This window comes from Mycobacterium persicum (genome assembly GCF_002086915.1).
Classification (GTDB): Bacteria; Actinomycetota; Actinomycetes; order Mycobacteriales; family Mycobacteriaceae; genus Mycobacterium; species Mycobacterium persicum.
Genome location: NZ_MWQA01000001.1, coordinates 404420 through 410791, shown reverse-complemented (window position 1 = coordinate 410791; position 6372 = coordinate 404420). Strand labels below are relative to the sequence as shown.

At 60.3% G+C, this 6372-nt stretch carries 6 protein-coding genes; 5 read left to right on the top strand and 1 reads right to left on the bottom strand.

What is annotated here, in order from left to right:
• The first annotated feature begins 37 nt into the window (after positions 1 to 37).
• The 5 genes from B4U45_RS01885 (at position 38) to B4U45_RS01865 (ending at position 5491) form a co-directional block, all read left to right on the top strand.
• Positions 38 to 427 (top strand): PPOX class F420-dependent oxidoreductase, encoded by a 390-nt coding sequence (locus B4U45_RS01885; protein WP_075549292.1) that lies wholly within the window; start codon positions 38 to 40, stop codon positions 425 to 427.
• A gap of 1179 nt (positions 428 to 1606) precedes the next feature.
• Entirely contained in the window at positions 1607 to 2899 is a 1293-nt protein-coding gene (locus tag B4U45_RS01880; RefSeq protein WP_219859297.1) for a PPE family protein, read from the top strand.
• Between the two features lie 88 nt (positions 2900 to 2987).
• Entirely contained in the window at positions 2988 to 3281 is a 294-nt protein-coding gene (esxG, locus tag B4U45_RS01875) for a type VII secretion system protein EsxG (protein ID WP_122526628.1), read from the top strand.
• A gap of 35 nt (positions 3282 to 3316) precedes the next feature.
• Positions 3317 to 3607, top strand: coding sequence for a WXG100 family type VII secretion target (locus tag B4U45_RS01870; RefSeq protein WP_122526627.1), 291 nt, complete (start codon positions 3317 to 3319; stop codon positions 3605 to 3607).
• A gap of 522 nt (positions 3608 to 4129) precedes the next feature.
• Complete coding sequence (locus B4U45_RS01865; RefSeq protein WP_219859296.1) at positions 4130 to 5491, top strand: PPE family protein; 1362 nt, start codon at positions 4130 to 4132, stop codon at positions 5489 to 5491.
• 171 nt (positions 5492 to 5662) lie between these two features.
• On the opposite strand, the gene B4U45_RS01860 is transcribed toward B4U45_RS01865, so the two are convergent.
• Positions 5663 to 6364: a dienelactone hydrolase family protein gene (locus B4U45_RS01860; RefSeq protein WP_075549085.1), complete on the bottom strand. Its 702-nt coding sequence runs from the start codon at positions 6362 to 6364 to the stop codon at positions 5663 to 5665.
• Positions 6365 to 6372 lie beyond the last annotated feature (8 nt).

Here is a 6372-nt window from a genome sequence, read left to right as displayed (position 1 = left end):
GTGCGATTCCGCGTCTGCTCAGCGCTAGGTTGACACCGTGACACCCACCTTCGCCGACCTTGCCAAAGCGCAGTACATCCTGCTGACCACCTTCACCAAAGACGGCCGGGCGAAGCCGACCCCCATCTGGGCCGCTTTGGACAAGGACCGCGGTGACCGGCTGCTGGTCATCGCCGAGAAAAAAGCGTGGAAAGTCAAGCGAATTCGCAATACCCCACGAGTAACGATGGCCATCTGCGACGTGCGCGGTCGCCCGAAGAGCGAGGCCGTCGAGGGCACCGCGGCCATTCTCGACGATTCGCAGACCGGCGCCGTCTACGATGCGATCGCCAAGCGGTACGGCATCCTCGGCAAGGTCTTCAACTTTGTCAGCAAGCTCCGCGGCGGCATGGACAACAACATTGGCCTGGAGCTCAGAGTGAACTAACGCCGATGAGTGGTGTTGTTGTTGCCATTCCGGACCGCTGATCGGACCGCTCCGGGCCGGCGGTCAGCTGCCGCCATCCATCCTGACCGCGAACGGCACGGCCAAGGGATGCGCGTCGGTTTGCCAGCGTCTCGCCGCAGAAGCGGAAAGCTACAGAGCGGCCTTAAGATTCAGTCGAGGCGCCATAGCGCGCCACCACAAGTACAAGTCACCGACGCTAGGCCCGCCGTTGATCGTGGCCAATAACAGCTGATCGTCGCGAGTCCAGACGAGATCGCTGCGGTCCTCGACACTGCCGCACACGATCTTGCCGCCGACACCGTGCGGGTTCGAACTGTAATTCCCGGTGCCTGGCGAGGGGTTCCCGCCCGGGCATGGCGATATAGCCATAGCCTCCGCAGTCGCGTAGCAGTCGGCCGTCAACAAGTTCAGATTGTCGTAGAGGGTCAACGAGCGTATTCGGGGGTACCGGAATGAAGGCCATCAGCGCAGTCCAGGCTGGCGATGGCGTCCGGAAATGCGTTGGTGGCGCGCGTACACGACTCGGCCGTGTAGCCGGGAGGGAGCAATCGGACCATTTGCTGTTCGGCGGAACTGACCGGTTCAGCGTGAGCCTTGCCGGTGCAATGTAGGTCGTGGTCGCTATCCGCAACACGGCAAGGGTTGCGCAGGCGCCGATGTACGCAGCACGCATCGTGGTGTCCTCCCGGGACGGGATCATCAGCCGGTCTGCCCCGAGTGTCCATATAGCTAGATGGTCGACGGGACGCGGGATCCACCAATCGCTATCAACGTTTGGGCACTGATACATCGGCGAAAGGCCCGCACATCATGTGGTGTTATCGCGGCGGAGCGCCACGGCGCCTCGTTCGTCCGGCCCTGGAGGTATCGCCGCGCAGTATCGCTCCTGTTCGGCTGGCGGTGAAGTTCGAGCCCGACATCCTCCATCTGTAGGACGACGTTGTAATCCATCCGGTGGACACTATTGCGCTATGCAATTGTTAAGCTCATCGAGATTCGAATTGTGCGGCTCCTAAGCCCGACAAGCATCGGGCGGATCGATCGGTCGGAAGGGGTGTTGGTTGTGACGTTGTGGGTGGTTCCGGGGGGTTTGGCGGCGGTGGGGGTGGCGGTTGAGGGGTTGGCGGCGGTGTCGTATGGGGTTTGTGGGGGTGTGGTGTGAGCGCTGCGGTGTGGATGGCCTCGCCGCCGGAGGTGCATTCGGCGTTGTTGTGCGCGGGTCCGGGGCCTGCGTCGCTGGTGGCTGCGGGGGTGGGGTGGTCGTCGTTGAGTGCGGAGTATGCGTCGGTGGCTCAGGAGCTGAGCGTGGTGGTGGCGGGGATGCAGGTGGGGGCGTGGCAGGGGCTCAGTGCTGAGCTTTGTGCGGGGGCTTATGTGCCGTATGTGGCGTGGTTGATGCAGGCCAGTGCCGATAGTGCGACGGCGGCTGCGGCTCATGAGGGTGCGGCGGCGGCTTATGTCGGTGCGGTGGCGGCGATGCCGACGTTGGGTGAGTTGGCCGCTAATCATGCCACGCATGCGGTGTTGTTGGCGACGAATTTCTTTGGGATCAATACCATTCCGATCGCGCTGAACGAGGCCGATTATGTGCGGATGTGGATTCAGGCGGCGACCACGATGGGTGTTTATGAGGCAGTGGCTGCGGCGGCGTGGGTTTCGGTTCCACACATCTTGCCGGCACCAGTCATTGTCAAACCCGGCAGCGGCGTGGCCGCCGACCTCGCCACCACCGCCCAAACCCTCACGCCATTTCCGTGGGCGGAAATAATCCGATTCTTGGAGAAAATCGGAGACGGCTATCTCGTTGCACTATTTATTCTTGCTTACTGCATTGACCAGTTCGTACTAGGCGTTCCGGCCATAATTAGCGATATTATAGCCGGTAATATCAATGCCGCGGTTTATGCGTTGGTGACGGTACTTATCAGTTCAATCAGTATCGTAAATGTCATCATTGCTATCGTTGCATCTATCCCGCTCATTATGCCAGCTACAATATTGACTCTTACGCAAATCGTTGTCGACTGGATTATTGGCAATTTAGTTGGACTTTCTATTAGTCCGTTTGCTGCGACGGCAACCGTAGGTGCTCTTCTTCCCGAGATGGCTGGTGTAGCTGGTCTGGCTGCTGCACCGATGGCGAGTTTGTCGGCTGTGCCGATGGCAGGTTTGGTGGCCGCACCGATGGCAAGTTTGTCGGCTTCGCCGGTGGGCGCCATAGCGATCGACGGGCTGGGGGCGCCGGCGGTGGACGGTTCGCCAGCGCGGTCAGACTTGGGCCGTGCGGGTGACTCGCCCGTCGTCACGTCTGATCGCGGCGTTGAGCACTTGGGGTTTGCCGGCACGGCAGGCAACGGCAATGTGCTCCGGCCCGGCGGATTGATGACGCTGGGTGATGAGTCTGATGCGCTGGTGCCGATGGCACCGGCTAGTTGGAACGCATTGTGCTAGGTACGCCAAAGCGACGGGAGACGTAGCTGATACTGCAATGTTAATGAGCAACTGCTGATCCGAGAAAGTCATATCGAAAGGAAGTGCTATGAGTTTGTTAGATGCCCATATTCCGCAGTTAGTGGCTTCGCAGTCAGCATTTGCTGCGAGAGCGGGAGTCATGCGTCATACAATCGGTTCGGCCGAGCAATCGGCGTTGTCCGCACAAGCGTTTCACCAGGGCGAGTCGGCGGCAGTGTTTCAAAGTTCTCATGCCCGTTTCGTTGAGGCAGCTGCCAAGGTTAACGCCTTGTTGGATATCGCACAGGCAAATTTAGGCGATGCTGCGGGCACGTATGTAGCTGCCGATGCTGCAGCCGCGTCGTCCTACACAGGATTCTGAGCTAACCGTCAACAATTTATTGAAAGGGATTTGTGATGTCACAGATAATGTATAACTACGCAGCGATGCTGGGTCATGCCGGGGACATGTCGGGGTACGCGGGCACGTTGCAGAGCCTGGGTGCTGACATCGCCAGTGAGCAGTCAGCGTTGTCCAACGCTTGGCAAGGTGATACAGGTATGACCTATCAAGGCTGGCAAACCCAGTGGAACCAAGCCATGGAGGATTTGGTTCGTGCCTACCAATCCATGGCCTCCACCCATGAGAACAACACACTGGCGATGAGTGCCCGAGACATGGCGGAAGCCGCCAAGTGGGGCGCCTAGTCCGGCAGTGCTGAAGGCCACCGGCGGCCCATGCGGTAAACGACTGGGTGGGTCGCGGGCTTGCGTAGCACCTCATGTGCATTGATTGATTCAACCGCGCGTATCACGTTGTGCTGAGACAAATGGTTTTTCGGGACAGACTGGCTAGCTCTCGCAACGCGTAGTCAATGCCGATTCCGCGAAGATGCTAACGCTCCGGCCCAAATTGCATGAATGGTGTTTCGATAAAGGAAAGAACTCTCTGCGTTTGCGACATGACCTATTCTGGGTCGAGCCATCGCGGAACTGCTTCGGCAAATGACGTCTCACGAATAATTTGATATGCAGATGACAAATCAATATCGTGATCGAACTGGGGCGTATGGGTGCCGATAATTCTGATTGTCGGCTAACTGTTAACCGAGAAGTACAGGAAGGGGTGTTGGTTGTGACGTTGTGGGTGGTTCCGGGGGGTTTGGCGGCGGTGGGGGTGGCGGTTGAGGGGTTGGCGGCGGTGTCGTATGGGGTTTGTGGGGGTGTGGTGTGAGCGCTGCGGTGTGGATGGCCTCGCCGCCGGAGGTGCATTCGGCGTTGTTGTGCGCGGGTCCGGGGCCTGCGTCGCTGGTGGCTGCGGGGGTGGGGTGGTCGTCGTTGAGTGCGGAGTATGCGTCGGTGGCTCAGGAGCTGCGCGTGGTGGTGGCGGGGATGCAGGTGGGGGCGTGGCAGGGGCTCAGTGCTGAGCTTTGTGCGGGTGCTTATGTGCCGTATGTGGCGTGGTTGATGCAGGCCAGTGCCGATAGTGCGACGGCGGCTGCGGCTCATGAGGGTGCGGCGGCGGCTTATGTCGGTGCGGTGGCGGCGATGCCGACGTTGGGTGAGTTGGCCGCTAATCATGCCACGCATGCGGTGTTGTTGGCGACGAATTTCTTTGGGATCAATACCATTCCGATCGCGCTGAACGAGGCCGATTATGTGCGGATGTGGATTCAGGCGGCGACCACGATGGGTGTTTATGAGGCAGTGGCTGCGGCGGCGTGGGTTTCGGTTCCACACATCTTGCCGGCACCAGTCATTGTCAAACCCGGCAGCGGCGTGGCCGCCGACCTCGCCACCACCGCCCAAACCGTCACGTCAACCCCGTGGGTGCAAATTTTGTTTGAACTAGTATTGCTAGTTCCGAAAATGATACTGCAATTTATTGCGGGCGTATTATTCGAAATTCTCTTAGTTCCAGTGTTTGTCGGTCTAGTATTTTTTAGCCTCTTTTCGATTGCGATTCTCATAGGTTTTATTGCCTACCTATTTTTGACGTTGCATCTCTCTACCGCTTTTACTTTCGTGACTTATTTGGCCCTTCTTGAACTTACGTTGGTGTTTGAATTTGTTGCGATTGGGATTCTTCTTGCCCTTCCGATCGTGTCACCTATCGCGTCAGTCGTCGACATTGTTGCGCAAATCATTGGAAATCTTTTTGGAATTGTGGCGGGTCCGCTGGCTGGAGCCGGAGCGTTGATCGGTGGTGCTGTACCGGGTCTGGGTGCCATGGCTGGCGTGACGGCTGCGCCGATCGTGGGTGTGGCCACGGCGGCGCCGGCCGCTGTGGCGGCGCCGGCGGCAGCGGTGACGGTCGGAAGTGTGACGCCGTCTGTGTCGGGTGTCCCTCCTCTCGATACGCGCCCACACCTGATATCAGCCGTAACCGTTGACGGGACCGCGGGTCAGGCGATAGGGGTTTCCGATCGCGGTGCTGACACCATCGGGTTTGCTGGCGCCGCACACAAAGAGGGCTTGGTCGAACCCGGCGGTTTGATGATATTCGGCGCTGGCGTCCGGGTGCCGATGACGCCGGCGAGCTGGAGCGCACCTGTGCTGGACGCGGCGAGTGCCGGGACGGTCCCCTGCTGACGAAACGCGGGCCGGCAAAGGTGCAGTTCGGCGGCGTCGGATTTATCGACAATTGCAGCCGATAGCGACTGCCCCCGCTTTGATCGCCGAACGTTTTCGTCGGACCGATGTGCTTATTGAGGTGGCAGCGAAGCGTAGATCCGACCGTTGTTGGAACGGGCGGCCGACGGCTTAAGTGCCGCTACTCAGGTGCTCGCCGAAGAACGCGAACACCCGGCGCCACGCATCTTCGGCCGCGGTCTCGTGGTAGCCGAATCCCGCAACCCGAATGAGCGGTTGACCGGGAAGTTTGTTGGCGAAGCTGTGCCCGGCCCCGGGATAGACCTTGATGTCCGCGGTGATCCCCTTCGCCTGGGTGACGAAGCGCAGTCGGTCGGCCGCGCCCACACCCAGCGGGTCGCGACCGCCGAAACTCGCCACGATCGGGCACGCCCCGTCTAGAGTGTCGCTGAGATGGCGGGGCAGCGGCGTGCCGTAGAACGGCGCCGAGGCGCCAAAGCCCTTGGGCGACAAGACGAGCGCGAACCCGCCACCCATGCAAAAGCCCGCGATGCCTACCCGGCCGGAACATTCGGCCATGGCAAGCAGGTGATCACGGGCAGCCACAATGTCGTCGAGGGCACGACCGCGCTTGGTCAAAAGGTCGCGAAAGACCCCCACGATGCATCGAGCGCGGCCGCCGCGGGCGTACATATTCGGGGTCAGCGCGACATAACCCGCTTGGGCGATGCGCTGGGAAATCGCCTCGTTGTCCGGGGCATACCCGACCGCGTCATGCACGACGACCACGCCCGGCCACGGACCTTCTCCGGTGGGGACGCTCAGCAGCGCGTCGATCGGTCCGGCAGGGGTGTCGATTTCGATCGTGGTCATAGCGTCAT